The following is a 26454-nucleotide window of genomic DNA, read 5'->3' as shown; positions in this document are numbered from 1 at the left end:
TGTGGTCACTTGCTGTCACGATGCCTCGCTGATATCGCCGTGACGGGCGCGCGTTCTTGCAGGCGGTAGCGCAGTTCGGTGTAGGCGGGCTCGTCCGGTGGAGTTGCCGAGTGGGCTACCTGAGCCGCGAGGATCGCTCCTGGCATGTGGTCACTCGTGGTCACGACGCCTCGCTGGTGTTCGCCGCGACTCGGTCCAGCAGGGCGGCGCCGAGTGCGGTGATGGTGGGGTGTTTGAACAGCTCCGCGGTCGCGATCCGGACGCGCAGCCGGGTCTCCAGATTGCGGCGCATCTCGATCGCGAGCAGGGAAGTGAGGCCGAGGTCGTTGAAGTCGGCGGCGGGGTCGATGTGTTCGGCGGGCAGGCCGAGTGTGCTCGCCAGCACGCGGCGAATGGTGGTGGTCAGTGGCTCGGCGGAGTCCGACGGCATGGGAAGGGGCTTCGGTGCGTTGTCTCGACCGGACGCTGAATCGACCAGCGGTACAAGAAGATTCGTCAGACGCGCGGCCACCGGTGACGTGTCGGTGGTTGGTGTGTACTCCAGTGCGAGCAGATACGGGCTTTCGTAGCGGAGGGCCTGGGCGAGCACGGCGGTTCCACGGCGCACGTCGAACGCCCCGACGCCCGCGCGTCGCAAGTGGCTCGCCCCACCGGCCGCCGCGGCGAGCCCGGAATCCCAGAGGCCCCAGCCGATGCTGAGAATCCGCCTGCCCGGGTCACCCGCGGCCATGGCGTCCATGGCCGCGTTCGCCGCGGCGTAGGCGGCTTGGCCAGGTGCGCCGAGTGCGCCGGTCGCCGAGGAGAACAGCAGCACGAAGTCGGTCGCGTCGGCCGCGGTGAGCTCGATCAGATTGCTCGCCGCGGTGGCTTTGGGGGCGTACATCCTGGCCAGCTGACTTGCCGTGACCGCGTCGAACGCGGCATCCTCCAGCGCCCCTGCGGCGTGCACGACACCGCGAATGGCCGCCCCCCACGCCCGGATGTCGCTGAGCGCGTTCGCCAGATCGTCCCGGTCGGCCGCGTCGCAGCGCACCACGACAATGCGGTCCTCCAAGCCGTCCAGCAGCGCGGGCACCGGGCGAGGTGCGCGCGTCAGCACCACCACGTCTCGCGCGCCCGCGTCGAGCAGCCAGCGGACGGCGACCGACCCGAGCGTCCCCAGCCCGCCGGTGACGACATAGGTTCCATTCGTATCGATACTCGCGACCGGCAGTGCCCGCGCTCGTGCGGGCGTGAAGCGCCGGACCGCGACCTCACCCGCGGACAGGCGCAGCTCGTCGGGAAGGTCGGCAGCGGACACCAGACGGCCGAGCACCGGCACACTGGCGGGGTCGGTATCGGCCCACACCAGGCGCACCGGCCGACCCGACTCGAGTTGCAGCGAGCGCACAAGGCCCGCGATCGCCGCGGATCGCAGGTCGTGCCGTGGCAGGACGACCGTCATGGACCCGGTGGCCTCGTCGGTGGAAATCCGTTGCAGCAGATCGAGGACGCGCCCGAGCGATGCGATGCCTTCCTGCGCATCGCTCGCGCCGTCGTCCGCCGGACAGACCACCACCACGGCGGTCCGCGCGTGATCGCGCCCGGTGAGGACCGCCGTGACGAGGGGGCCAGCGTCGTCCGGTTCGCGCGCGATGCGCTCGGTCGGAAGGGTGGCATCAAGTGCCCTGGCGAGCCGGACCGCGAGTTCGGAGGCGCCGACCACGACCGCGCGCCGCCCGAACGCGTCCGGCGCGTCGCCGAGCCCCAGCGACTCCGGATCGCGCGATATCCACGTCTCGTGACGGAACGACGCGTCCTGTCCGGCGCGTGGCGTTCGCAGTACGCCGATCCCGTCCGCGTCATCGGGTGCGGCGTAGCGAATGTGCACGCCGGAGAAGGCAAGACAGGGCACGCCGTGCTGATCGGTCGCGATGACGTCGCCCACCAGCCCGTTGTCGCTGCGCTCCCGGATCAGCGCGTGCACCTCGAGCACATGGCGATTCGGTTCGGTCGACAGCCAGGCGGAGTCCATGCCGATCGGCAGCGGAATCGACGCGGCGGGCAGCTCGTCGAACAGCGCCGCAGCGAGCACTTGCAGGCACCCGTCCAGCGTTGCGGTGCGGTGCAATTCGGCGGCGTCGAACAGGCCGAGCGCCCGTCCGGTGCCCGCCGCGATGCCGCGCAGCGCACGGAAACGCGGTCCGTACTCCAATCCCCTGCGGCGCAGTTCCTCGTAGAAAGTGCCGGTGGCGATGACACGCATATGGTGGCGGGCGGCCCGGTTTGCGTCGACCACCCGCATCCATGCGACGATATCCGCGGGTGTGGGGTCACCGGCGGGCCGGGCCGAAGCCAGCGTCTCGGTGCCAGTGACCTCCGCCCGCACGCTTTCCTCGGCGCCCGGTCCGCGATAGACGACCTCGGGCAGTGTTCTGGAATCGGTCCGCTCGTGCACGACGAAGTCGGCGAGCCTGGTCACCCCGGCGGTCGTTCGGGCCAGGTGCAGCAGCCTACGCAGCCAGAACACGGCGGGGACGGTGCTGTCGCCCTTCACCACGTGGTCGGTGAGATCCTCGGAGAGAAAGGCGGATTCGGGGGTGTGCCCGTTCGCGGGGCCCGACACCAGGAGCGGAAACCTTCGCTTGCGCCACTGGCGCGGGAATGCTCCATGGTACGGACCGAGCGCCGACCAGTCGACCGGCCGCCCTTCCAAGTACAGCCGCGCCAGACCGGCGAGGAACCCGCCCGCCTCGTCCTCGCGCGACGCCACCGGATGCGTGCCCTCCCGGAAATCCGGGTACTCCCGCACGGCGGACGCGAGCACGGGATGCGGCCCGATCTCCAGCACGGTCGAGATGCCGTCCTCAGCCGCCCTTTCCATCGCCGCCGCCAATTCCACTGTGCCCGCGGCATTGTCGGCCCAGTACTCGCGGTCCATGGCGGCTGTGGTGATCTTCGCGCCGCGCCGAGCCGTCGAGTACACCGGTACCTGCGGCACCAGCGGTGTGATCTCGCTCAACGCCCCGACGAACGATGGGAGCACGGCGGCGACCTGCGGGCCGTGCGCGGCGAAGTCGACGGCGAGCCGACGCGCGAACATGTTGCGGCGGGTGGCTCGGCGCACCAGCGTGTCAATATAGCGCGGCGTCCCGGACACCACCACCGATCTGGGGCCGTTGATCGCGGCGATGCCCACCTCCCCGCGCATCGGCTCCACCATTTTCGCCGCTACGTCCGGGCCCGCCTCCAGCACCGCCATCGCGCCGTGGCCGTCCAGGTGGGCCAGGGTCGCGCTGCGCAGCACCACGATGCGCGCCGCGTCGGCCAGGGACAGCGCGCCGCTGACGGTCGCGGCGGCGATCTCGCCGAGGCTGTGCCCGGCCACCGCGTCGGGACGAATCCCGAACTCCGCCAGGAGTCTCACCGCCGCAACTTGGAACGTGAACAGCGCGGGCTGCACCAATTCGGTGGCGTGCGACTCGCTGGCGCCCGCGAAGGTGAAACCGTGCCGCGGCGTCCAGATTCGCGGTCCACCCGCCGTCACGATGGCGTCTGTCGCCTCGGCGAGCCCGGTGGCGAACACCGGATATCGCGCCGCCAGCGCGCGACCCATTCTCGGATGCTGGCCACCTTGACCGGAGAACAACAAGAGCAGGCCGCCAGGACGGCGGTTGCGCACCGGGCCGAGCGCCGCGTCGGCGTCGCCGCGGCCGAAGGTGCGCAGCCGGTGCACCGCGTCCCGGTGGTCGTGCGCCAGGATCGCCGCCCGCGCCGTCTCGGGCAGCAATCGCGCCGTGGCCGCGGCGAACTCGCTCAGCGGCGGGTCGGCGTGGTCCAGCTCGTCGGCAAGCCGCAGTGCGTGCTCGCGCAGTTCCCCGTCGTCGCGGGCGGTCAGCGTGAGCAGTACCGGAAACGGATCGCTTCGGGCGTGCTGTGGCGCGGCCACCCCGCGCACCGCGATATGCGCGTTGGTGCCACCGAATCCGAACGAGCTGACGCCCGCCATCCGCTGCGGTGCGGGCACGTGGCTCCAGTCCACCGGCTCGGTCGGCACACGCAGACCGCGCTCCGCCAGGTGCAGCAACGGGTGTTCGGTGCGGAGGTTGATCGTCGGCGCGATCACGCCGTGATGGATGGACAGGGCGGTCTTGACCAGCCCGGTGACTCCGGCGGCGGCTTCCAGATGTCCGATATTGGACTTCACCGAGCCGATCCAGATCGGATCGTTCGCGTCGATGCGCGACTCGCTCCACCACTCAGTGCTCTCACCGAGCGCGGCGGCCAGCGCGCCGATCTCCACCGCGTCACCCAAAGGTGTTCCGGTGCCGTGACATTCGATGTATCCAGCGCTGCGCGGGGTGCTACCGGCACGCGACCACGCGGTGCGCAGGGTCTCCTGCTGTGCGCGGCCGTTCGGTGCGTACAGGCCGTTGGAGCGTCCGTCCGATCCGACGGCCGTTCCGATGATCTCCGCGTACACCCGGTTGCCCTCGCGCAGCGCGTCCGCGGTCCGTTGCAGGACGACCACCGCGCATCCGTCGCCGCGGGTATAGCCGTCGGCGGTGGCGTCGAATGGCGCCGTTCGCCCGTCCGGCGACAGGAAACCACTCTCGGCCAGGTAGTTCGACGTGTGCTCCAACAGCACCAGATTCACGCCGCCGACGATGGCGAACGGGACCGTGCCGTCGGCGAGCAACCGGACCGCGAGGTCCACCGCGGCGAGGGAGGACGAGCACGCGCTGTCGAGCACCAGACTCGGCCCGTGCAGATCGAGCACGTACGACAGCCGGTTGGCGATGATGCTGAGCGCCGATCCGGTCACCGCGTACGGGGCGTCGTGGCCTTCCCGGCCGAGCACCGCGATGCCGTGGTCGTACCCGGACGCGCCGAACACCACGGCCGCGCCGGATCCCCGTGCACGATAGCCGATTCCGGCATCGTCGAGAGCCTCCACCGCGACTTCCAGCGCGATCCGCTGTTGCGGGTCCATGACGGCGGCCTCCCGCGCGGCGATGGCGAACCAGTCGTTGTCGAACGACTCGACATCGTCGAGGTAGCCGCCGCGCCGGGTGCCGAGGCGGCCTGCGGGCGGTGTGGACGTGGCGTCCACACCGTCGAGTAGCAGCCGCCAGAATTCGGCGACGCTCGCCGCTCCGGGCAGTCGGCAGCCGATGCCGATGATGGAGACGGGGGGATGCGAGCCGATCGAGTCAGTATCCGCGCTGCTCATCGCATCGCGAGATACTCGACAAGCTGCTCGATGTCTGGATGGTCGTAGATCGCGGTCAGCGGAACCTCGACTCCCATAGCGTCTTCGAGATGGGCGGTCAGCCTCGCAAGCTGGGTGGAACTGAGGCCGAGATCGGTAAAGGGCGAGCTGGTCGACACCGTGGCGGCGTCGACCCCTAGTAGGTCCGCGACGGCCGAGACGGCGGCGCAAGTCAGCGCGGTGCGTCGGCGATAGCCGAGCGAACCGTCATTCCCCTGCGCACCACTGTGCCCGTCCGGAAGACTGGGCGGCATCGCGTCCTCCCTCCCCGTCTCCCGGCTGCTGCGACCAACTAAAGAACGGTACTCACGCGATTATGCCGCAGAAATCGGCCGGAGCAAGGTCGCATAGACGGCGCAGCCGGACGTAGTCCGTCCGAAGCCCACGCCGGGCCGAGCGACGGCGAGGCAGCCGCGTTTCCGCTGCCTGCCCAGCCTTTCGCGAACCACGGCGATCACTTACGGTGGCATGGTGACCGAACCGGACAGCGGTGCCGCCACCCGCGCCGAGCGCACTCCGATCGTGCCCACTCTGCTGCGCTGCTGTGCCGCGCTGGCGGCGACGCCCGGCCGCCTACTGCGCCCGCGCCGCCCCGACACCGCGCTGCTGGCGAACCTCGAGGTGCGGCCGCTGCCCACGGCGAGCGCCGCGGTGCGGCTCACCGTGCTGAATCAGGCCACCATGTCGGCGCCGACCACCATCGTGGCCGAGGGCGTGCGCAGCCTGCGGGAGATGACGCTGTCGATGGCGGCGTTCCTGGTCGAGCATCCGAAGGCGCGTTTCCTGGTCGATCCCGCCTTGTGCGCGGGCGTGCACGACCGGGTGCTACCCGAGTTGCCGTTCCCCGTCCCGCTGCTCGTCGCGCCGGACAAACCGGTTCTCGGTCTGTCCGACGTGCTCGCCGAGCACAACATCGCGGGCTCCGACATCGATTTCGTGCTGCCCACCCATCTGCACTGGGACCACGTCTCGGGCCTGCTGGAATTGCCACCCTCGGTGGAGGTCCGGTTGCCCGGCGTCGAATACGACTGGGCGATGGGCGGCCCGCACGCCCCGGCCGGTGTGGCGCGCGGGCCCCTGCGCGGTCGCACGTTCGACCGGTTCGAGTTGGACGGACCGCCGGTGCTCACCTTCTCGCGCAGCAAAGACCTGTTCGGTGACGGTTCGGTGCTGCTGGTGGATCTCGCAGGCCACACACCGGGCAGCATCGGCGTGCTGCTCGCCGTGGACGACGGCAGCCGGGTGCTGTTCGCGGGCGACGCCGTCTGGAGCAAGTTGCAGGTCGATCTGCTGCGGGAGAAGGCCCCGATGCCCGGCAAACTCTTCGACTCCGACCGCGACGCCGCCTTCACCACGATCCACCGCCTGCACGCGCTGCCCGACGACATCGAACTCATCGCCAGTCACGATTACGAGGCCGTCACCGCCCGCGCGGGCAAGTAACCGCTCAGCCGCCGCCGACGGTTTCGGCGACCTCGCGCTCAGCGCTGGTCACGATTGCGAGGCCGTTACCGCCCGCGCGGGCACGTAACCGCTCAGCCGCCGCCGACGGTTTCGGCGACCGCGCGCAGCGCCAGTCACGGCGATGAGCCTGTGACCCGCCCGCGCGGAGGTAAGTCACTCAGCCAACGGCACTACGAGCCCGACCACCCGCGTGGCAGGTAAACTCGTCAGCCGACGATGGCTCCGGCGAGCCGGGCGGTGATCAGCGCCTCGGCCTCGGTGACCATCCGGCCGATCAGTTCGGCGCAGGTCGGGATGTCGTGAATGAGGCCCTGGCACAGGCCAACCGACCAGATGCCCGCATCCAGATCGCCCTCCTCGAACACCCGGCGACCGCGCGCGCCCGCGACCAGATCGCGCACGTCGTCGAAAGTGCCGCCTGCCTTCTCGATTTCGACGACTTTGCGGCTGATCTCGTTGTCCGCGACGCGAGCGGTATTGCGCATGGTGCGGAAGATGAGCTGGGTGTCGCGCTCGGAGTTCGCGACGATCCGCTCCTTGACCTTGTGATCGATCGAGGACTCCTGCGTGCACAGGAATCGGGTGCCCATATTGACGCCGTCCGCGCCGAGAGCCAGTGCCGCGACCAGGCCGCGGGCGTCGGCGATGCCGCCGGAGGCGATCATCGGAATGCTCAGTTCGCGGGCAGCGGCGGGGATGAGCACGAGGCCGGGGACATCGTCCTCACCGGGATGGCCCGCGCATTCGAACCCGTCGATGCTCACCCCGTCCACGCCGATCCGTTCGGCCTTCAGCGCGTGCCGGACGCTGGTGCACTTGTGCAGCACCTTGATGCCCGCGTCCTTGTAGTAGGGCAGGAACGGCTCCGGGTTGCTGCCCGCGGTTTCGACGATCTGCACGCCGCTGTCGATGATCGCCTGCACGTATTCCGCGTACGGCGGCGGGTTGATCGACGGCAGGATGGTGACGTTCACGCCGAACGGTTTGTCGGTCAGCTCCCTGGTGCGGGCGATCTCGCGGCGCAGGTCGTCCGGGGTCGGCTGGGTCAGTGCCGTGATGAAGCCGAGTCCGCCCGCGTTGGCGACGGCCGCGACGAGTTCGGCGCGCCCGACCCACATCATGCCGCCCTGGACGATGGGATGCTCCACCCCGAATTTCTCGGTGAACCTGGTCCGCAGCATTGCGCTTCTCCTCTGTCTCGCGCGGGCGTGCCGGTTCGCCCGTTGGCGTCGATGGTGACATGAGGATCGGCCCACGTTCAACCCACAAGTGAGCCGAGGTTCGCACCGATGACGAGGTTCTACGTTGCCCTCATACGCTTCGATGCTGCGCGTATTGTGCCTGAATAACCAGGTGAAAGTACCTACTTGGAGTCGAGGTACAAGTCTCCACCGCTTAACAACCATTCATCTCTGTCTCCCTTGTCGAGCAATTAAGTTAGTTGCTATTCTGCTCCTGATTCAGCCCGTCGCCGCCGCGGGCATCCCGGCGGTCCGAGAGGAGTTCGTGGCATGACCACCAGGGCAGCAGCGCTCACCGAGCCGATCAGGTCGCGGCGCAACCACTGGAACAACCAGATCGCCGTGCATGCGCAAATGCGCCCGGACGCGGTCGCGGTGCGGTTCCGTGGCGTGGACACCACGTGGCGCCAATTGCACGAGCGGTCACTGAAATTCGCCGACGGACTGGCGCGCCGCGGCGTCGGATCCAGCGATCGGGTGCTGATTCTCGCGCTGAACTACCCCGAATACCTCGAAGCCGTCTTCGGCATCACCGCGCTCGGCGCGATCGCGGTCCCGGTCAACTTCCGGCTCACGCCCCCCGAAGTCGCCTACATCGTGAGCGACAGCGGCGCCAAGGCGATCGTCACCGACACCGTGCTGCAACCGCTGGCCACCGTGGTGCGCGCACAAGCTCCCGCCCTGGAGACCTGCGTGGTGATCGGCGGCGCGTCCGGCGACGGCGTGATCGGCTTCGACGACTTGCTCGCCGAAGATGGCGAACCGCATACCCCGCTGGACATTCCCGAAGACACTCCCAGCCTGATCATGTACACCTCGGGCACCACGGGCAGCCCGAAGGGCGCGGTGCTGACCCACGCGAACATGAATGCCCAGGCGCTCACCTGCATCCGGGCGCTGGCGCTGGAACCGGACTCGATCGGCCTGTGCACCTCGCCGCTGTTCCACATCGCCGGACTCGGCAGCCTCGCACCGGCGTTCCTGCTCGGTTCGAAGACGGTGTTGCACCCGCTCGGCGCCTTCGACGCCGGGGAATTCCTCGACGCGCTGGAGCGAGAGCAGGCCACCTCCGCCTTCTGCGTGCCCGCGCAGTGGCAGCTGGTCTGCGACCACCCGACCGTGAAGGAGCGCAAACTCGCGCTCGAGGTACTGAGCTGGGGCGCGGCGCCCGCGTCGGACACCGTGCTGCGCGCGATGGCCGAGTGCTTCCCGAACGCGTTCAATGTCGCGGTGTTCGGTCAGACGGAGATGTCGCCGATCACCTGCGTGCTGGAGGGAAAGGACGCCATCCGCAAGATCGGCTCGGTGGGCAAGCCCATCCCGACCATTCAGGCGCGCATCGTCGACGACGAGATGAACGACGTCGCGCCCGGCGAGGTGGGCGAAATCGTTTATCGCGGACCCACTCTCATGCGGGGCTACTGGAACAAGCCGGAAGCCACCGCGGAGGCGTTCGCGGGCGGCTGGTTCCACTCCGGCGATCTGGTCCGCCAGGACGACGAGGGTTTCATCTATGTGGTGGACCGCAAGAAGGACATGATCATCTCCGGCGGCGAGAACATCTACTGCGCCGAGGTGGAGAACGTCCTGTTCGCGCACCCGAAGATCCGGGAGGCGGCGGTGGTGGGCCGCGCGCACGAGAAGTGGGGCGAGGTGCCGGTGGCGGTGGTCGCGCTGGAGAACCCCGACGACGAGCTGACGCTGGCCGAGCTGGAGCCGTTCCTCAACGAGAACCTGGCCCGCTACAAGCACCCCAAAGACTTGGTGCTGGTTCCCGAGCTGCCCCGCAACGCCAGCGGCAAGGTCGTGAAAGTGCAGTTGCGCAAGGACTATTCGTCCTGACCTGGCGACACGCACGTTTCACGTGAATCGGACACTGCGACTGGGTGTCGATGCGTAAGGTCGTCCCATGGCGATCCGACGCATCCGCGCCGCCGTGCTGGCGCTGCACTGGCAGGTGAATGTCGTTCGACCGGAAGGGTTCTTCGGGCCGATGTTGGCCGCGCCCGTGGCGGCCAGCGGTGTGGTGCCTCGTGCGAAGGACTTCCACGCGGCGGCGCTCGCGCTGGAGGTGCCGGTGGTGTTCACCCGCTTCACCATCCCAGTCGGCGAGGGCGAGCTCGTGCGCAACACCGGCTTCATGCGCTCGGTCGGCGCGGCGCAAACCGAGTTCCGCCCCGACTCCCCCGGCACCGCGATCATTCCAGAGATGGAAGCGCAGCCCACAGATGTGTTCGACAACCAGAAGCTGTCCGGGCTCGCGGGCAGCAAACTTCCGGAGTGGTTGGCCGATCATGGCATCGAAACTCTGTTCATCACCGGCGTGGCGACCAACCTGACCGTCGAGCAGACCGCTCGGCACGGCACCGACCTGGGGTTCACCGTGCACCCGGTGTCCGACTGCGTGGCCGCGGGGAGCCTGGAAGCGCACGACGCCGCGCTGGCCAACCTCGAGCTCGTCACGGCAGGATGCCTGCACGCCGCACAGGCGCTGGAATTGGTCAGCGGCTGACGGCCTGACCTAGTTGTTGCCTGTCATGATGTTATCGACCTGCTTCCACCAGTGGATGCGAGCCTGTCCAATCGCCGCCGCGTCTCGCTGAGTTCCGCCTGTCGGGCTTGGATGCGTCGTGCCACGTCGTCCAGTTCCGCCCGCAGTTCGGGGCATATTTCGAGGAAGACGCCATGATCGCCGGTGTGGGCGCAACCGAGGTATTTTCGGATGGTCGCGGTTGCCAAACCGGCGGAGACCATCGTTGTGATCTGGGCCACGCGGGTGACATCGGATTCGGAGTACTCCCGGTACCCGCTGCTGTTACGAGTCGGGACCAATAGTCCTCGATCCTCGTAGTGGCGTAGCGCTCGCGCGCTCACGCCGGTCAACTTGGCGAGTTCGCTGATCAGCACCCTTGGTCCCTCCTCATCGGCTTGACATTCACGCTGACGTGAACCCATAGCCTCCGCCGTATGACAACTCGAACAACCCAGAGGCGGGCCTCGATCATCCACGGTTACTCCGCGTCGCCCGAGGATCACTGGTTCGGTTGGCTGGCCGGGCAACTCGACGCGGTCGGCATACCGACCACGGTTCCGGCTCTGCCGAATCCACACCAGCCGGACCGGTCGCAGTGGACCGAGGCGATCCGCGCCGCGCTGGGCACCCTCGACGAGAACTCGATCATCGTCGCGCACAGCCTGGGCTGTCTGACCGTGCTGCGCTATCTGCGCTCACTTCCAGAGCCCTGGCACGTCGGAACCCTCGTGCTGGTGTCCGGATTCGTCGACCAACTGCCCGCGCTCCCGGAACTGAACGCATACATCGGAGACGGCTGCGATGTGGAGGGGCTCAGCGACCACATCGGTCGACTCGCGGTCATCCGGTCCGACTCCGACCCGCTGGTTCCCGTCGGTCACACCGACCGTCTTGCCGACCTCCTCGGAACTTGCGTGCAGGTGGTTCCCGGAGCCGGTCACTTCCTCGCTTCGGACGGCGTCACTTCGCTGCCTGAAGTTCTTGTCGCCGTCGGCCAATTCGCCCGTCGCCCACCCGAGCTGTAACGGACTGTGGGTGCGGCCCGACAAGATGGTCATGCGACTGAAAAGCGTTACCGCTCAACGATTATCGGGCCAACTCTGTGTGATGACCACGGCGGCGGTCGCCGCGCAGGTCGGGCTCACCGTTGCGTGAAAGTCTGACTGAAGCGGGATCCCGAGATGACGAAAGGGCTGCCGCGCGTGGTGTCGCAGCTGTGGCGTGTGGCGCGGTGATGCTGCTCGCAGGCCGTGCGACCACCTCCATGGACACCACGTCGACACCGGGTGGGGCCGCCTCCGCGACGAGCACTGCCGCCGCGCCCACGACGACCCGTGCCGATGGTGAATCGGCCGCCCGGAAGCCACCCGGGTCGATGTCGATGCCACCACATCTGGGAGTCCGGCCCCACAGCCGCGCGTCCGATCGCACGATCAACGATCTGCTCGAACCCGGGACGTACCAGGATCTCAGGAGGACCGAATTCTACGGTCGGCAGGTGATCCAATACCGATCGGTGGCGGACACGCACAAGCTGACCTGCGATGTCGGCACCCCGGCCGCATTCGGCAGCATCGTGTTCGCGGTGCGCAATATTCGCGTCCAGACCGATGTGGGCGACCCCTGCTCGGACGCGAATGTGGTCGGGGCCCGCCCGTTCAGATCGCTGCCCTGAGAAATCGCTACCACCCAACGTATTAGGAGTTTCAGATGTTCGCACTGCGTGGAATCTTCGTCGGCGCTCTGATCGGTGCCGCGACCCTTGTCGGCGGCGGCGCCGCCACGGCCGAGCCCCTTCCGCTCGAAACGTTCACACCGGCGCCGACCGAGTCTGTCGCCGGGGGGTGGTGTGACGCCAACCCCGTTCTCGGCTTGTGGTGCTTGATCGCCAGCCAGTCGGCATAGCTGTCGCTGTCCAGCATCGCCGAATGACACGGGTGTAGTGACCGACCCGTGGGTCGAGTAAGGCAGCGATCGAAGAAGGCGGCATCGCGGTCCGGTAGGCGGTCACCATTTCGGTGATGGCCGCCGGGTCCGCAAGTCGCCTGATTCGCTCGGTGCGTTCGTTGATCTCGGATCGGCAACCGAACGAATGGGACGCCTTCACCAAGGCCGTCGCGACCGCCGGTTCGATCGCCGCTGCATTGCCTGACTAGCTGGCCTCGGTGACATGGTGGCACAGGATGTCGGCGTCGTCGGTGCTGACGAGAAGGATGCGCGCCCGACGTGCTTGCAGCCCTGGGTGCGTGCGGCGACCTCGGCGGTCAGTTCGATGCGTACCAGAGGGGACGACGGGGAGCGGACTACTGTCAACAGGGCGGATTCCCGGTCGAAGTCGAGGCCGAGTTCCGCGGGATCGCGGATGTCTGCCTTGTGGGGACGGATGGTGTCGATTCCCGACAGCGTAATGTCGACGGCCGCAAGCCATCCGAATCGGAGTCGTAGCGTGGTGGAGTCCAGACGGAACGAGCCCCACAGCGGTGAGGCGAAGGCGGCGATCACCAACAGGGTGAAGGCCGCGGCGATGGCATCGACGGCGAGGGCCGGTGCGGGCGGCAGGAAAGCGTGCGCGAGGAAGTGCAATACGGCTGTCTCGAGGATGCCGAGGACGACGATCCCGCTGGCGAGTGCTGCCCAATCATGTCTGCGCCCCAAGCCTATTCGCGTCATCGTTGCCTGCTTCCTAGCGTGCTGAGGGTCGGTATCACCGTTCGTGCGGTGGCAGCTTCACTCGCCGGTGACGGACTGCCTCTTCGATCCCGAGTTGTTCGGCGAAGGCGGCCCGCGACGGTAGTCGAAAGGCGGTTGGCGACGGCGTGTCGCACCGCCATTCCACTAACCTCGCCGCGTTAGCGAACCCCATCCCGCGAGTGGCGCATGGCTGCGGCATCGGCCGAGTAACCCTCTCCGTGGTGTGCCACTCGCGGACGGGCCCACGCTAGGGCGTTGGCCAACGGTTCGTTGGTGGGTCCGCTGTCGTCGGCGGCCATGCGATCCATCAGTCGCTGGGCGACAGCGGCGATGGCCGAGGCCAGCGAGATCGCGCAGGCGAGTATCGCGGACCAGGTGAGGCTGGCGGTGGCGTAGGAAACCGGGAGAAATCCGGGGGCCGGATAGTTGTCGTGGCCCCTGGCCCATCGGAGCAGCAATCCGATTTGTGTACCCGGATCTCGGGCCGTGCCATAGGAAACCACGCGCGTCAGTTCGTCGCCTTTGCTGTTGAGGTACAGCGCGGTGGCGATCGTGAAGACCGCGACGAAGACTGTTGCGGCGGTCGATAGGTGCCTGAGCGCCTTGGCGTGGACCAGCAAATTTGCCGCCACACTGCACACGGCAACGCAGATCGCAACGCTGGTGAGGATGCCCCACGCCCCGCTTGCCTTGGGGCTGGGCACTGAGGACCGCGCCCAGAGATCTACCCAGAAGGTGGTCACCTGGAGTCGGCCGAAGGCGTTAGCGTGGATCGTGCCGTCGGTTCCGCCCGTGTTCGTGGTCAGCCATGGCTGGAACAGCAGGGCGAATGTGATGACGCAGCCGACAGCGGCGGACAGGTGACCCCAGTTTCCGTCGGACGCGGTCCGCAGCCGCTTTCCCAGGACTACGGCCCGCAGCCGCGCATCATTCCATCGACTTCGCTGCGTCCCGCCTGCTGAGTCGGCCTGCTCATATCGAGCTTCTCTGATCTGCCAGGGGGTGGGCCGCACGATTTCCGAGCGTATGAGTTCGGCTGTATGGGCATCGTCAAGAAATTAGCCCTAGAGTAGCAAGGATTCGTCAAAAGATGCTGTTCGTTCGCTGCGGACCCGACTGTTCAATCCGGGGCCGACCAACTGGACCAAGTGCTGGTAGGCCTCCTCGGCCGAAAGCGGCGGATGCGGCTCGGCGATGGTGCCGAGCATGCCGACCACGCCCCAGGACAGGAATGTCACGGTGGTGGTGAATTCGTCCTCCGGCATCGCCAGCCGGTCCTCCAGCCGCTCGGCAAGGATCTGTCCGACCATCACCCTGGTCGTCCGCAACAGCACGGTGCCGCTCTTGCGGCCGAGCAGCGCCCGATATACCTCGGGGTTGTCGGCGGCCAGCCGGAACAGGGTGCGAACCGGCGCGAGCGGTTCGTCGGCGCCGGTGTCCGTCTCCGCCGCCGCCATGGCGGCGCGCAGGTAATCGGTGCTGCTGCGCAGGAGCAGATCGTCCTTGTCGCGGTAGTGCGCGTAGAACGTCGAGCGCCCGACATCGGCGCGGTCCAAGATGTCCCGGACGGTGATCCGGTCGTAGCCGCGTTCGAGCATGAGCTCGATCAGCGCCCGGTGCAGCAGGTTCCTGGTGCGCCGGACCCGGCGATCTGCGCTGTCCGCGGTGTCCTGTCGATCCGGCACGATGCCTCCTGAACGAATCTTCCGTAGGTGTCCGGTTGCGGATGGTTTCCGCCACATTGCCCCTGGTCGGCACCGTGACGTCCACCGATCCTGAACATATGACCCGAAACGAACCCAAGTCTGCCATCCCTCAGCACGACGACGACATCGGCGTGCTGCTCACCCAGCCGCGCCGCTACCGGGCGTTCAAGGCCGCGTTCCTGCTCGGCCGCGGCGGCCGCCTGAACGAGCGCCTGGCCGAGCTGGCCCGGCCGCTCCCCGGCGCGGACGTCGTCGATATCGGTTGCGGCCCAGGCGATCTGGTTCGCGTACTGGCTCGCACCGCCGGGCAGGTCACCGGCGTGGATCCGTCGCCTCGGATGATCGACTATGCGACCGCGCGCGCCCGCTACCTGACGAACTGCCGATTCGAACTCGGTACGGCGCAATCACTTCCGCTGCCCGACGCATCCGCGGACCTGGTGACCTCGACTTTCGCCATGCACCACATCCCCGCGGCGCATCGCTCCAGCGCCCTCGACGAGATGTTCCGGGTGCTGCGACCCGGTGGCAGGCTGTTGCTCGCCGACACCGACCCGACCGGCCCGGTCCTTTCCGCGGTCGTGCGCGTCATGGCGCGTTTCGCCGCGCATCGTACGCACGATGCCGCACACGACGCCGACGATCCCGTGGCGAGCGTCGATATCCGCCGGTATCGAGATATGCTGCGCGCCAGCGGATTCCAGGACGTGCAGTTCGTCGCGGTGCGACCCTCGACCGGCGTGCTGCTGGCCACCAAGCCATAAAGGGCGGTGCCGGACGGACTCTGTCCACAGCCTGCTCCGGGCTGGGCGAAGGCAGAGTCAGCCGCTCAGATCAGGTCCTTCGCGGTCATCCACCGCATGGTGGCCCAGCCGCAGAACACCGGCAGCCAGCAGGTGATCACGCGGTACAGCAGCACCGAGGGCACCGCGATGTTCGCGGGCAGTCCGAACGCGGCCAGACCGCCGATCAGCGCGGCCTCGACCGCACCGACACCGCCCGGAGTCGGCGCGGCCGAGGCCAGCGTGCCGCCGATCATGGTGACGATGGTGACGGTGACGAACGTCGTGCCGCCGCCGAACGCCCCCACACTTGCCCACAGCGCGCCCGCGAGGCCGAGGGTGATCGCCGCGCAGCCGAGCACGATCACCGCGGACCGCTTGGGGTCGCGGGCCAGATCGGCGAGCTCGCCCAGGACTTCCTGCAATTGCGGCCGGACCGCGTTGTTCAGCCACCGGCGCAGCTTCGGCACGAACATGAAGGTGCCGACGATGCCCACGCCCACACCGGCGAGCAGATACAGCACCGTGGCATCGGGGACGAAGTGCGAGAGATCCGCCGACGTGCCCGCCACGATGCTGAACGCGACCAGCAGGCTCACGTGCGTGATCACTTGCACGGCCTGCTGGAGCGCCACCGCCGCGGTCGCACGGACCGCACCGATGCCGCCCTTCTGCAAGAAGCGCACGCTCAGCGCGAGCCCGCCCACGCGCGCGGGCGTCGTCGTCGCGGCGAAGGTGTTGGCGATCTGCATGATCACCAGATTCCGGAAGCTCACCGCACCGGACGCACAGGCCCACAGCGCCGCCGCCGCGCCGATGTAGGTCAGCGCCGAGACCGCGAGTCCGAGCAGCGCCCACCACCAGTTGGCCGTTCGCAGCTGGGTGAAGAAGGTCGGCACCGCGCTGATGAACGGATACGCGACATACACCAGCCCGATCAGCAGCACCAGCTGGATGATCTGGTTGCGGGAGAACCGGGTGATCTGCTCGGCTTCGATCCGGTCCTGCCCGGTCTGCTTGCGCACCTCCTCCTTGGCCTCGGACAGCGCGCGTTTCCAGTCCGGGACCGACTTGCGAATCCCGGTGGGTATGGCCGACTTGGTCAACCGGCTCGCCGCGGCGAGCACCCTCGGCTCACCGAGCGCGCCGATGGCCGCGCGCACCGCGGGCTCCTTGCCGAAGACCGCGGTGGTGGTCACCAGCAATTGGGCGATATCCGACTGCAACTGCGCGTCCGACGCCCCGAACTCGGCGTTGCCGAAGCCGCCGAAACTTGTCGCTCCGTCGATGACGCGGATGTCGATCGGTCGCAGATCCCCGTGCGAGATCTGCTTCCCGTGCAGGGTGTCGAGTGCCTGCCACAGACCGGGCAGCACCTCGTCGGTCGCCTCGGTGATCGGCTTACCCCGCGGCTGAGTGTGCGCGAACAGCATCCAGCCGCGGGAGAGCGCGGCGACCGCGACCGGAGTGCAGCTGGCCAGACCGAGGTCACCGACGGCGATCGCCATCAGCGCGCGATGCTCGACCGCGCGGTGCATGGAACCGTGCATGGCCGCGGTCTCGCTGCTGCGGAAGGTGAGCCAGCGCCACACCTGCCGCAGCGCGCCGAAGCTGCGCTGGTTCTTGCCGAACATCTCGACGATCAGCTCGCGCTCGGGGCCCTCGACGGCGGCGGCCAGCACCAGCGGCCCGCGACCGGCCGGATGCACCACGGTGAACCCGGTGACGGCGTGGCCGCGCCTGGCGAGCACCCGGACGGCGGCGTCGAGCGGAACCTCGAGCGCGGGCGTGCCGACCACGAGCACGATCACCGCGCCGACCAGCCAGCCGACCGCGAGCCCGAACATCGCCCGCGCCGGGACCACGGTGCTGACCACCAGATGGATCGGCGCGAAGGCGAGCAGCAGGAACCACAGCCAGCGACGCGGCCGAACGGGCAGCCAGGGACTGGACACGGTGAGCACCGCGGCGATCATCGCGATCCAGCGCGGATCGTCCAGGAACTGGGACAGGAACGTGTCCAACCGGTCCGGCACCTGGAGGTGCCATTTCGGCGCGGACAGCCCCGTGCCGGTGATGGACAGCAGCAGTCCGGCGACCACTCCCGCCGCGGCATAGCCCGCCAGTAGCTTCCACTGCCTGCCGATGATCAGCTCGATCAGGATCGCGAACGGCAAGGCCAGGATCGCCATGCCGTAGACCAGATACACCAGATTCGACTGGGCGGGATTCAGGAAGCCGACGATGTTGGATACCGAACGCTCCAGCGCCAGCCATTCCGGCCGGGTGATCAGCGATGCCGCGACGACGATCGCCACCCCCAGCATCGCGAGGACCACCCGGACGATGTCGCTCGTCCGCCGCACCATCGGCTGTAGCAGGCTCCCCGTGACCGGGATCTCGCGCCCGCTCCTCCGCTTCTCCGAGTACGCGGGCCGCACCAGTCGGGTGACACGGGACTCGCGTACCGATCCTGCGCTGGGTGCCGCTCGAGTTCTGGGCGTACCCGACGAGTTACCCATGTGCTGTGCTCCTCCGCCTCTCCGGGTCTCGAGGCCGTACTAGTCGGGGGCGCAGGATGTGCGTTCAGGTCCTGCGTTGGGTGCCGCTCGAGTTCTGGGCGTGCCCGGCGAGTTACCCATGTGCGTACGAGATCAGTTGTTGCGTTCTCAGTTGTTATGAGTTGTTGTGTTCGCTGCACGATACTGCCCAGCGCACGTGGCGATGTTCTTGATATCCGGTGGTGGGGTGATGTTCCGCAACCCACTGTGCCCTACATCACTCGCATCCGGGGTTGATCTTCACATTGGTGTCAAGTTCGAGCATGTGGGCATGGACAACGAACTCTTCGACTACAGCCCGATCGTCGAGCGCGCGCCGCTGCACTGGCCCGGCGGGGCCAGGGTGGCGTTCTATGTCGGTCTCAACGTCGAGCACTACCAGGTGGACCGGCCCAGCACGAGCATCTTTCCCGGCACCGCCGGGCTGGCGCCCGATCCGCTGAACTACGGCTGGCGCGATTACGGGCCGCGAGTCGGCATCTGGCGGGTGATCGAGGTGCTCGACCGGCACGGCGTCCGGGCCAGCGCGCTGCTCAACTCCGATGTCGCCGCCCGCAATCCGCAGATCATCGCCGCAGGGCTGCGGCGTGACTGGGCATGGCTGGCGCACGGGAAGAACAACTCGATCTTCCAGGCGGACATGTCGGTGGACGAGGAGCGCGCCTATCTCGCCGACGTCGTCGCGACCATCGAACGAGCGACCGGCCGCAGGCCGCGCGGCTGGATGGGCCCGGCGCTCACCGAGACCTTCCAGACGCCGCGACTGCTCGCCGAACTCGGCCTCGACTATGTGCTGGACTGGACCAACGACGATCAGCCGTATCGCCTGTCCGTGCCCGGCGTGCTCAGCGTCCCCTACTCCGTGGAGCTCAACGACAACACCTTGTTCCTCGGCAAGGCCACCAGCGGTCCCGAATTCGTGCGGATCGTTCGTGATCAACTCGACCAGCTCTACGCCGAGTCGGCCGACAGCGGCCGCGTGATGGCGCTCGCCCTGCACCCGTTCGTGATCGGTCAGGCGTTCCGGATCAAATACCTCGACCAAGCGCTCGAGTACGTGGCGACGCATCCCGGGGTGTGGCTGACAACTAGCGACGAAATTGCCGAGCACTACGCGGGCGCGTCGGCACTTGCCGAATCGGCGCGATCCGAAGACGATCGGGTCACATAGCCGATGCTCGGGAGGCGGGAATGGCAGTGCAGGACAAGGATCTGACCGGAAAGACGGTGGTGGTGACCGGCGCGAGCTCCGGCATCGGCGCCGCGGCGGCGCAGCGGCTCGCGGACCGCGGCGCCACCGTCGCGGTGGTGGGCCGTTCGCCGGAACGCACCGCGGAGGTGGCGGCGAGCGTGGGCGCGCAGCCGTTCGTCGCCGACTTCGCCCGGCTCGACGACGTGCGCAAGCTGGCCGATCAGCTGCTCGACCGGTATCAGCGCATCGATGTGCTGGCCAACAACGCGGGCGGCGCCTGGCCCAAGCGCACCGTCACCGACGACGGCAACGAGCTGACCTTCCAAGTCAACCACCTGGCGTCGTTCCTGCTGACCAACCTCCTGCTGGAGCGCCTGACCCAGTCGCGGGCCAGGGTGGTCAACACCTCGAGCATGACCTACCGGATGGCCAAGCTGGACCTGGACACGGTCAACGCGCCGACCGGTTCGTTCAACCAACTCGGCGCGTACGGCGCGTCGAAGCTGGCGAACATCCTGTTCACCAGGGAACTGGCCCGCCGCACCGCGGGCACCGGCCTCACCACCGCGGCCTTCCACCCCGGGGCGGTCGCCACCCACGTCTACGACAACGCCCCGCTCGGTCTCGGCTGGTTCATCCGGTCCCCGCTGTCGCGCCCGTTCTTCATCCGCCCCGACAAGGGCGCCGAGCCCCTGGTGCACCTGGCCACCACCGCCGACGGCGAGGCGATCAACGGGCAGTACTTCCACCGCTTCAAGCTGGAGCCGCCGAGCAACAAGCAGGCGATCGACGCCGATCTCGCACAGCGATTGTGGACGCTGTCCGAGCAGGCCACCGGCATCGCGACCACGGAATAGCGGCTCACGGTTCGGCGTCGGCGAGCCGGAGGGAGTCGACGCCCTCCGGCTCGTCCACCTGGTCCAGCCCGACGCCCACGCCGTACACCGCACCAGACCGGTCGCTCGCGTCGAGCTCGACGATCGCCCGAGCGACCTGCTCGGTGGGCACGAGCGCGGGAAAACTGTTGGGCGCGATGGCGTTGGCGCGCACACCGAACTCGGCGAACTCGGCGGCGATATTGCGAGTCAGTTGATTCAACGCGGCTTTCGACGCCGAATACAGTGTCTGTCCCGGGTACACCTCCGATCCGGAGATGCTCGAGACGTTGACGATGTTGCGGTTGCGGGCGCGGTTCTCCGCACCGGCGTGCAACCAGCAGCGCTGCGCCACGCGCGCCGAAAGACGCAGCGGCACAGCCACATTCAGTGCGAAATGGCGATCGAAGTCTTCCAGTGCCGCGTCTCCGTCGACGATGCCGCGCGGGTGCGACCGCATGTGCGCCGCGTTGTTCACCAGCAGGTCGACGTGCCCGAACCGGGCCAGCGCCAGGTCGACGACCCGCTCCACCTCACCCTGCTGCGTCAGATCCGACCGAACCACGAAAATGCGCGAATCGTTCTCCGGCACCACTGCGTCCGGCGCCAGCGGATCGACATACCACTCCAGTTGGGACGGCGCGGCGGGCGTCCGCGTGCGGCACACGGCGACGATGTCGTAGTCGCGGTAGTAGGCGCGGCAGAAGGCGTCGCCGAGCGTACCGCTCGCGCCGGTGAGCAGGCAGACGCGGCGTTCACCAGTGGACAATCTTGTCTCCTCCCCAGCGCCGTTCGGCATCCGCCTTGGTGCGATGCACCCACATCACCACGCTGTTGCGGTCGTTGGCGTTGTTGCCCGCGAAGGTGTGCCAGCTACGCGGCGTGACCTCGAACAGGATCAGCGAATTGTCCAGCGGCGGAACGAGGGTCACCGAAGGGAGCGTGGCGTCGTCGGCAACGTGGTCGTATAGCGCGGTCTCGCCGCCGTCGCCGGGCTCCCACCCCGGATTGCCCAGATAGAACAGCACCGCTACGGCACGCACGGTTTCCCGGGCGACGACGCCAGGCGCGCGTGCCCCGGTCTTGGTGTCCACCGTCCCGTCGGGCAGCCGTACCTCGCCGGGACCAGGAGGCGGTCCCTGGAACCAAGCCGGGTTGAAGTCGTTGTGCGGCCAGCCGAACGGACTGCCGGGACCGTGATGGTGCACCGATCCCTCGACATCGCCGGTCGCCTCGACGCCGCCGACCCGGGCGACCAAGTCGTGCCACTCCCGCGAGCTGAATATCGCCAGCGGCCCATCGCGCAGGTCGGCCAGGCGAATGCCGTCCGCGCTGTAGCCGTCGGCGACCGAACCGAACAGCTCAGGACGCTCGCGGCGAACCCGGTCCAGTTCGCCGGTCAATCGCTGATAGAACTCCGGAACGAAGACATCGCGGGCGTACACGTGCGGAAACGGTTGGCTGCGCCGGACCCAGCGCCGATGGGCGAACAACTGCGCGAACCACTGCGGAACCGCGAGCCCCGACTCGGTTGTCACCATCACTCCCTCCCGGTCTGACCATCCGCGATCATAAGGGGCGCAGCCGGACGGAGTCCGTCCTCAGCCCGCGCCGGGCCGAGCGAAGGCGAGGCAGCCGCATATTGCCCGCACCCGTTGCACGGCCGAGTCTCGGCCCTGCCAGGATCGGCGGGATGAGTCGTGATCTGCGTGTGTGTTTCGTCGGGGACTCCTTCGTCGCCGGTGTCGGCGACGAACGCTGCCTGGGCTGGGCAGGGCGGCTCGCAGCCGCGGCGCACGCGGAGGGGGTGCCGCTGACCGCGTACAACCTGGGCGTGCGCAGGCAGACCTCCACCGAGATCCTGGACCGCTGGCTGATCGAGTGTGCCCCGCGGCTGCCCGAGGGCGTGGACGCCAGAGTGGTCCTGTCGTTCGGCGTCAACGACGCCATGGACGAGAACGGCGGTCCACGAGTGCCGCCCGCGCAGTCGGTGGCCAATCTGGAACGTCTGCTCGGGCAGGCCGCCGAGCGACGCTGGCCGGTGCTGGTGGTCGCGCCGCCGCCGATCGCGGACGCCGAACACAATGCCCGCACCGCTGCCCTCGACGCGCGGTTCGCACAGACCTGTGCGGCGTCGGGCGTGCCCTACGTGGGCGTGCATCAGCCGCTGTGCGACAACGCGGTGTGGGCCGCCGAGGTCCGGTCGGGCGACGGCGCGCATCCGGGGGCGGCGGGCTACGACGAGATCGCCGCCCTGATCGCGCCGCCGTGGCGGGAGTGGTTGTCCCGCTGACCGATCAGCGCGAGGACGCCGCGGACCGCCGCCTGCGCGCCGCGTCCAGATCCACCGGCCGTGCAGCACCGGCGCGCTCCTCGTCGGAGCTGAATGCCTCGGCCAATTCCGGCAGCCAGCGCAGGATTTCGTCGCGGTAGCTGCCCTCGGTCTCCAACTGGCCGAGCACGCCGACCAGAGTGAGGAACGAGCGGGCGAAGGGAGTGCAGTAGGCAGGCATGGTCGTCTGCCGGAGCACGTTCGACAAGCGGGGGTTCGTGGTGCGCAGCACCTGACGGCGCAACCAGCGCGTGGTCAGCCGATAGGTCGAGTGCCGCAGCGGCTCGCCACACGGACTGATCGCGGCGTAGAGCGCCGCGCTGTCGAAGACCCGCCCGGTTTGCACGAATCCGTGCCTGCGTGTGGCGGCCGCCAGGTCCTCGGGACCGCCGGTGAAGATCGCCTTGCAGTAATCGAGGGTCAGCTCGGCGAAACCCGCGGGCGGCCAAGCGCAGCAGGCGCCGAAATCCACCACGCCGAGCCGGCCGTCGGGCAGCACCCGGAAGTTCCCCGGATGCGGATCGGCGTACAGCAGGCCGTGCCGACCCCAGCCCGAGGTGACGAAGCGGACCATGAGCATGCCGACCCGGTCTCGCTCGGCCCGCGACCCGGAGGCAATGATCCGCTGCACCGGCGTGCCCGCGATCCATTCGCTGATCAGCACGTCACCGTGTTGCGCGACAACGTTCGGCACGTGGAACTCCGGGTCGTCGGCATAGGCGGCGGCGAAAACCCTTTGGTGGTCCGCCTCGGCCGCATAGTCCAGTTCGTCGGTGATCGATGCGCAGATTGCCTCGGTCACCGACTTGACGTCCGCGCCGGGCATGAATACCGCTGCGAGATAGGAGGTCCGGCGCAGCTGCTCCAGATCGCCCGCCACCGCCTGCCTGCCGCCGGGATACATCACCTTGACCGCGACCTGCCTGCCGTCGTGCCAGACCGCGCGATGCACCTGTCCGAGCGAGGCCGCGGCGGCGCGCCGGTCGTCGAACTCGCGGAATCGCGACCGCCACTGCTCGCCCATGCTGGCCGCCATCGCGGCGTGCACGGTGTGCGGCAGCATGGCGGGCGCGGCGTCCTGCAGCCTGCTGAGCGCGATCCGGTACGGCTCGGCGAGCTCCTGCGGCAGCGCCAGCTCGTAGATGGCCAGCAGTTGCCCGAGTTTCGCCGCGCAGCCTTTCAGCTCGCCGAGCACTTCGAAAATGTGCTGCGCGGTGCGGAGCTGGATGTCGCGATTGACTTCTTCAGCCGATTTTCCGAATGCGCGTTTACCCGCGCCCGCGGCATGTCGTCCGGCGAACGCCACCGGGAGCGCCGCGAGCTTGGCACCGCGAATTGCGCTGTGAACTGGAGGTTTATCGGAGGATCGCGACGCGAAGAGCCGAGATCGCTTGCCTGTGAAGCGCTCCTCGGGGCGTTCACCGATGGGCCGGATGGTCATGACTCACCTCACAGTTGCGCGGACAAGTGTGACACAGGTGCAGTACCGCACAGTAGGGCCTAGACTGTCTGGGACGTATTCGAAAGTAGTCGAAAGGTGACTTCGATGGGATCCCAGACGGTGGTCGCCGACGTTGCCGACGAGCTGGCGCGCCGGGTTGCCGCGGGTGAATATCAACCGGGGGATCTCATGCCGTCGGTGCGTCAGGTCGCCGAGGAATTCGACATGAACCGCGCGACGGCGCAGCTGACGCTGGGTCGGCTGGAGTCGTACGGTTTCGTCGAAGCTCGGCGCGGCAAGGGATTCACCATTCGGGACGTCCGGGAGTGCGGCGGCGTCGATGTGTACCGCCAGCTGTTCCGCTTCTCGATTCCCATGCCCGACATCGCGATCGAGATGTTCCGCGACATCGTGGACGTGGAGCGCAACCTGGTGTTCGAGGCGCTGCTCGCCTTCACCAGTGGTGAGCAGGAGATCGACACGGCCGAGTGGAAGGCCTCGATCGACGAACTCGAAACGATTGCCCGGCAGGACGTTCCGGACCTGCGGCAGCTTCTGACCATCGAAGTCGCGCTGGTGCGCAGGATGCTGACCGCGCTCGGTCTCACCATGCAGCGCGCGATCCTGAACTCGATCGGCGAGATGGTGCTCGAGGTCCCCGAGGCGGTCGAGGCGTACTTCGCGGGCGCGCCCGACTTGCACGTACTGGTCTGGCGGGCGCTTGCCGCGGTGTGGGATTCCGGCTCCGGGCCGAGCGAGGCGCAGCTGGCGCTGTTCGAGGATCTGTTCGGCATGTACCACGAGAAGGTCATCGCGCGGTTCGAGGAACTGGTGGGCGGGGTCGAATCGGGTGTCGACGAAATGCGCGCCGCCACGGCATAGCCGCTGTCGTTCGTACACTGCACAGTCCGTCTCGGACGCGAATGGTTCACGCGCCGAGGCGATACTCGATACGGCGTATTCCGTGGCGGCATGCAGGCCGGAAATGAGCCAAGTCTGTCTGAGGCAGTCGGCTTGTAACTGCCCCATCGGCAGTCGGCCCCCGGCGACCGGCCGAGCGCCAGATTCCGGCGCGGACCCGCCGGTCGACGTGTCCGCAGGCGGGTCCTGCCGTCGGACCGATCGGGCGGCCGCGCAGCCACGCTGCGAACGTCGCCCGATCCGCTCCGCTCCGCCGAGAGCTCTCCGACGACTCAGAGGCCGCCGTTGATCTTGTTGAGACGTTCGCACGCCTCCACGTACTCCTCGATCAGCCGGTTCACCACGTCGGCGGAGCGCTCCACCCGGTTCATCATGCCGACGATCTGCCCGACCGGGTTGAAGTTGACGTCCTTGGCGGCCTCGGGGTATCGGTGGCCACGCTTCACGCCGTCCAGGGCCACCATCATCTGCAGCGGCATCGGCAGCGGATCGGGGGTGTCGGCCCGCTCCCACGCCTCGGTCCAGTCGTTGCGCAGCATACGGGCGGGCTTGCCGGTCCAGGCGCGCGACCGCACGGTGTCGTGGCTGGTGGCGTCGAGGTAGGTCTGCATCTGCGCGGGCGGCACGTTGGCCTCCTCGACGGTCAGCCACACCGAGCCGGTCCACGCGCCCGCGGCGCCCATCGCCATGGCCGCGGCGACCTGGCGGCCGTTCCCGATGCCGCCCGCGGCGAGCACCGGCAGGTCGCCGACCGCGTCGATCACCTGCGGCCACAGCACCAGCGAGGAGACCTCACCGCAGTGGCCGCCGCCCTCGGTGCCCTGGCAGACCACGAAATCCAGACCCGCCTTCTTGTGGTTGAGCGCGTGCTTGACCGAGCCGCACAGCGCGCCGATCAACCGGCCGGAGTCCTGCACCTGCTTGATCACGTCCTCGGGCGGGGTGCCGAGCGCGTTGGCGACCAGCTTCGCCTTCGGATGCCGCAGGATCACCTCCACCTGCGGGCCCGCGGTGGTGGCGGTCCAGCCGAGCAGCTGGTTGTGGTGCTCGCCGTCGGGCAGCTTGGGCACGCCGTGGTCGGCGAGGATCTTCTCGGCGAAGTCGCGATGACCCTGCGGGACCAGCTCGGCCAGTTTCGCTTCCAGCTGCTCGGGGGTGAGGCCGTCGATTCCCTTGCCCTCGTACTTGGACGGAATCACCAGGTCGACGCCGTAGACGCCCTGCACGTGCTCGTCGAGCCAAGCCAGCTCGACCTCCAACTGCTCGGCGGTGAAGCCGACCGCACCCAGCACGCCGAGCCCACCGGCGTTGCTGACCGCGGCCGCCACGTCGCGGCAGTGGGTGAAGGCGAAGATGGGGAATTCGATCCCGAGCCGTTCGCAGATTTCGGTACGCATGGCGTGCTGGTCTCCCTAACTGCTCCGCCGCGAACGGCGCGGCGCAGATGTCATAGAACGAGTTACA

The 26454-nt window shown here is 68.2% G+C and carries 24 protein-coding genes; 11 read left to right on the top strand and 13 right to left on the bottom strand.

The features are described from left to right. Positions 1-5: 5 nt before the first annotated feature. Genes ON34_RS36375 through ON34_RS27935 form a run of 3 tightly spaced genes read right to left on the bottom strand, consistent with a single transcriptional unit; the run spans position 6 to position 5505 of the window. Positions 6-164, bottom strand: a complete 159-nt coding sequence (locus ON34_RS36375; protein ID WP_157172449.1) for a hypothetical protein — start codon at positions 162-164, stop codon at positions 6-8. Continuing rightward, positions 161-5212 carry a type I polyketide synthase gene (locus tag ON34_RS27940; protein WP_040784940.1) on the bottom strand — a complete coding sequence of 1684 codons (5052 nt, stop codon included), beginning with the start codon at positions 5210-5212 and terminating at the stop codon, positions 161-163. The genes ON34_RS36375 and ON34_RS27940 overlap by 4 nt, the downstream gene beginning before the upstream one ends. Further along, positions 5209-5505 (bottom strand): acyl carrier protein, encoded by a 297-nt coding sequence (locus ON34_RS27935; protein ID WP_051023213.1) that lies wholly within the window; start codon positions 5503-5505, stop codon positions 5209-5211. The genes ON34_RS27940 and ON34_RS27935 overlap by 4 nt, the downstream gene beginning before the upstream one ends. 217 nt (positions 5506-5722) lie before the next feature. On the opposite strand from ON34_RS27935, the gene ON34_RS27930 reads away from it, so the two are divergent. Then, positions 5723-6694, top strand: coding sequence for an MBL fold metallo-hydrolase (locus ON34_RS27930; protein ID WP_245548226.1), 972 nt, complete (start codon positions 5723-5725; stop codon positions 6692-6694). 227 nt (positions 6695-6921) lie between these two features. Here ON34_RS27930 and ON34_RS27925 read toward each other — a convergent pair whose 3' ends face one another. Continuing rightward, positions 6922-7896, bottom strand: coding sequence for an NAD(P)H-dependent flavin oxidoreductase (locus ON34_RS27925; RefSeq protein ID WP_174372082.1), 975 nt, complete (start codon positions 7894-7896; stop codon positions 6922-6924). Positions 7897-8226: 330 nt separating this feature from the next. Here ON34_RS27925 and fadD5 point away from each other — a divergent pair, with 330 nt between their 5' ends. Both fadD5 and ON34_RS27915 read left to right on the top strand, forming a co-directional pair. Next, positions 8227-9798, top strand: a complete 1572-nt coding sequence (fadD5, locus tag ON34_RS27920; protein WP_040784938.1) for a fatty-acid--CoA ligase FadD5 — start codon at positions 8227-8229, stop codon at positions 9796-9798. 67 nt (positions 9799-9865) lie between these two features. Beyond that, the gene (locus ON34_RS27915; RefSeq protein WP_040784936.1) at positions 9866-10468 is read left to right on the top strand and encodes a cysteine hydrolase family protein; all 603 of its coding nucleotides are present in this window, start codon (positions 9866-9868) and stop codon (positions 10466-10468) included. Positions 10469-10491: 23 nt separating this feature from the next. On the opposite strand, the gene ON34_RS27910 is transcribed toward ON34_RS27915, so the two are convergent. Next, positions 10492-10911 carry a MerR family transcriptional regulator gene (locus ON34_RS27910; protein ID WP_218003936.1) on the bottom strand — a complete coding sequence of 140 codons (420 nt, stop codon included), beginning with the start codon at positions 10909-10911 and terminating at the stop codon, positions 10492-10494. A gap of 12 nt (positions 10912-10923) precedes the next feature. Here ON34_RS27910 and ON34_RS27905 point away from each other — a divergent pair, with 12 nt between their 5' ends. From ON34_RS27905 to ON34_RS27895, 3 genes are all read left to right on the top strand, one after another. After that, positions 10924-11514 carry an RBBP9/YdeN family alpha/beta hydrolase gene (locus ON34_RS27905; protein ID WP_040784932.1) on the top strand — a complete coding sequence of 197 codons (591 nt, stop codon included), beginning with the start codon at positions 10924-10926 and terminating at the stop codon, positions 11512-11514. Between the two features lie 473 nt (positions 11515-11987). After that, the gene (locus tag ON34_RS36370; protein WP_157172448.1) at positions 11988-12164 is read left to right on the top strand and encodes a hypothetical protein; all 177 of its coding nucleotides are present in this window, start codon (positions 11988-11990) and stop codon (positions 12162-12164) included. 35 nt (positions 12165-12199) lie between these two features. Continuing rightward, the gene (locus ON34_RS27895; protein WP_040784928.1) at positions 12200-12394 is read left to right on the top strand and encodes a hypothetical protein; all 195 of its coding nucleotides are present in this window, start codon (positions 12200-12202) and stop codon (positions 12392-12394) included. A gap of 198 nt (positions 12395-12592) precedes the next feature. Here ON34_RS27895 and ON34_RS27890 read toward each other — a convergent pair whose 3' ends face one another. From ON34_RS27890 to ON34_RS33855, 3 genes are all read right to left on the bottom strand, one after another. Further along, positions 12593-13072, bottom strand: a complete 480-nt coding sequence (locus ON34_RS27890; RefSeq protein ID WP_157172447.1) for a hypothetical protein — start codon at positions 13070-13072, stop codon at positions 12593-12595. A gap of 266 nt (positions 13073-13338) precedes the next feature. Continuing rightward, positions 13339-14193, bottom strand: coding sequence for a hypothetical protein (locus ON34_RS36365; RefSeq protein WP_157172446.1), 855 nt, complete (start codon positions 14191-14193; stop codon positions 13339-13341). 51 nt (positions 14194-14244) lie between these two features. Continuing rightward, positions 14245-14865: a TetR/AcrR family transcriptional regulator gene (locus ON34_RS33855; RefSeq protein WP_051023211.1), complete on the bottom strand. Its 621-nt coding sequence runs from the start codon at positions 14863-14865 to the stop codon at positions 14245-14247. A 98-nt stretch (positions 14866-14963) separates the two neighbouring features. Here ON34_RS33855 and ON34_RS27870 point away from each other — a divergent pair, with 98 nt between their 5' ends. Beyond that, positions 14964-15650 (top strand): class I SAM-dependent methyltransferase, encoded by a 687-nt coding sequence (locus ON34_RS27870; RefSeq protein ID WP_063821747.1) that lies wholly within the window; start codon positions 14964-14966, stop codon positions 15648-15650. A 65-nt stretch (positions 15651-15715) separates the two neighbouring features. Here the strand turns inward: ON34_RS27870 and ON34_RS27865 are convergent, their stop codons facing one another. After that, positions 15716-18037 (bottom strand): lysylphosphatidylglycerol synthase transmembrane domain-containing protein, encoded by a 2322-nt coding sequence (locus ON34_RS27865; protein WP_051023242.1) that lies wholly within the window; start codon positions 18035-18037, stop codon positions 15716-15718. A gap of 463 nt (positions 18038-18500) precedes the next feature. Here ON34_RS27865 and ON34_RS27860 point away from each other — a divergent pair, with 463 nt between their 5' ends. Together ON34_RS27860 and ON34_RS27855 are read left to right on the top strand one after the other, a co-directional pair. Then, complete coding sequence (locus ON34_RS27860; protein ID WP_040784919.1) at positions 18501-19400, top strand: polysaccharide deacetylase family protein; 900 nt, start codon at positions 18501-18503, stop codon at positions 19398-19400. A gap of 20 nt (positions 19401-19420) precedes the next feature. After that, positions 19421-20278 carry an SDR family NAD(P)-dependent oxidoreductase gene (locus ON34_RS27855; protein WP_245548225.1) on the top strand — a complete coding sequence of 286 codons (858 nt, stop codon included), beginning with the start codon at positions 19421-19423 and terminating at the stop codon, positions 20276-20278. 4 nt (positions 20279-20282) lie between these two features. On the opposite strand, the gene ON34_RS27850 is transcribed toward ON34_RS27855, so the two are convergent. Then, complete coding sequence (locus ON34_RS27850) at positions 20283-21065, bottom strand: SDR family NAD(P)-dependent oxidoreductase (protein ID WP_245548224.1); 783 nt, start codon at positions 21063-21065, stop codon at positions 20283-20285. Further along, positions 21052-21837, bottom strand: a complete 786-nt coding sequence (locus tag ON34_RS27845; RefSeq protein WP_051023207.1) for a 2OG-Fe(II) oxygenase — start codon at positions 21835-21837, stop codon at positions 21052-21054. Before ON34_RS27845 ends, ON34_RS27850 begins: the two co-directional genes overlap by 14 nt. Before the next feature lie 152 nt (positions 21838-21989). On the opposite strand from ON34_RS27845, the gene ON34_RS27840 reads away from it, so the two are divergent. Continuing rightward, on the top strand, positions 21990-22589 hold the full coding sequence (locus ON34_RS27840) for a DUF459 domain-containing protein (RefSeq protein WP_040784917.1): 600 nt from the start codon (positions 21990-21992) through the stop codon (positions 22587-22589). A gap of 4 nt (positions 22590-22593) precedes the next feature. Here the strand turns inward: ON34_RS27840 and ON34_RS27835 are convergent, their stop codons facing one another. Beyond that, a complete protein-coding gene (locus ON34_RS27835) occupies positions 22594-23934 on the bottom strand; it encodes an ABC1 kinase family protein (RefSeq protein ID WP_051023241.1) in 1341 nt (446 codons plus the stop codon). Between the two features lie 240 nt (positions 23935-24174). On the opposite strand from ON34_RS27835, the gene ON34_RS27830 reads away from it, so the two are divergent. Beyond that, a complete protein-coding gene (locus tag ON34_RS27830; protein ID WP_040784915.1) occupies positions 24175-24951 on the top strand; it encodes a GntR family transcriptional regulator in 777 nt (258 codons plus the stop codon). Positions 24952-25262: 311 nt separating this feature from the next. On the opposite strand, the gene ON34_RS27825 is transcribed toward ON34_RS27830, so the two are convergent. Continuing rightward, the gene (locus tag ON34_RS27825; protein ID WP_040784914.1) at positions 25263-26387 is read right to left on the bottom strand and encodes an NAD(P)H-dependent flavin oxidoreductase; all 1125 of its coding nucleotides are present in this window, start codon (positions 26385-26387) and stop codon (positions 25263-25265) included. Positions 26388-26454: the final 67 nt, after the last annotated feature.

Origin of the sequence: Nocardia pneumoniae NBRC 100136 (assembly GCF_000308755.1) — a bacterium.
Taxonomy (GTDB): Bacteria; Actinomycetota; Actinomycetes; order Mycobacteriales; family Mycobacteriaceae; genus Nocardia; species Nocardia pneumoniae.
This window is presented reverse-complemented; position numbering and strand designations above follow the sequence as displayed.